A 291-nucleotide genomic window follows, 5' to 3' on the forward strand; every position below is an offset into this window, starting at 1 on the left:
CAACAGGGTCCGATTCACACGCGAGCGGGATTACTCTTCCAGCCCCGGAAATCGTGTATAGCTTTGGCTCCCGGGGCGACAGCGACGATCCGTTGGCACGTGGCTAATCCCGTATGAAGGCTTGAATTTCCTCAGGTGTTGCTTTGCCATCCTTGTTGGCATCGACTCTGTCGAAAATCCGCTTGTGAATGGCCGTCACCTCGTCGAAGGAAAGCCCCCCGTCTCCGTTCGCATCGGCGATGGCGAAGAAGATCTTCATCGGCGCGGGTCCGGGCATGCCCATCATCCCAG

1 pseudogene is annotated in these 291 nt (G+C 58.1%); it reads right to left on the reverse strand.

The annotated features are described in order from the left end of the window. Positions 1-103: 103 nt before the first annotated feature. Positions 104-291, reverse strand: a pseudogene (locus KBI52_RS00440) (EF-hand domain-containing protein); the annotation flags it as partial.

Source organism: Microvirga sp. HBU67558 (assembly GCF_018069605.1).
GTDB classification, from domain to species: domain Bacteria; phylum Pseudomonadota; class Alphaproteobacteria; order Rhizobiales; family Beijerinckiaceae; genus Microvirga; species Microvirga terrae.